2 tRNA genes are annotated in these 270 nt (G+C 55.6%); both read right to left on the bottom strand.

The features are described 5' to 3' along the window. Position 1 precedes the first annotated feature (1 nt). Positions 2-73 (bottom strand) — tRNA-Thr (locus FLQ03_RS01345). A gap of 122 nt (positions 74-195) precedes the next feature. Continuing rightward, positions 196-270, bottom strand: a tRNA-Thr gene (locus FLQ03_RS01340).

The following is a 270-nucleotide window of genomic DNA, read 5'->3' as shown; positions in this document are numbered from 1 at the left end:
GTGCTCATGGGCGGAATTGAACCGCCGACCTCTCCCTTACCAAGGGAGTGCTCTACCCCTGAGCTACATGAGCTTAAACGTTGAAAAGCCTTCTAAGGGTACACCATCTGCGTAGGCCGCCTTTACAGGCATTAAGTCGCGAAACACCTACGGTCTTTGATAATCTGGCGACCCGAAGGCCGCCAGCCCAAAGCTTGGTGCTCATGGGCGGAATTGAACCGCCGACCTCTCCCTTACCAAGGGAGTGCTCTACCCCTGAGCTACATGAGC

Source organism: Vogesella urethralis (genome assembly GCF_007644045.2).
GTDB lineage: Bacteria > Pseudomonadota > Gammaproteobacteria > Burkholderiales > Chromobacteriaceae > Vogesella > Vogesella urethralis.
The sequence above is the reverse complement of the archived record's forward strand: the minus strand, read 5'-3'. Positions and strand labels throughout refer to the sequence as shown.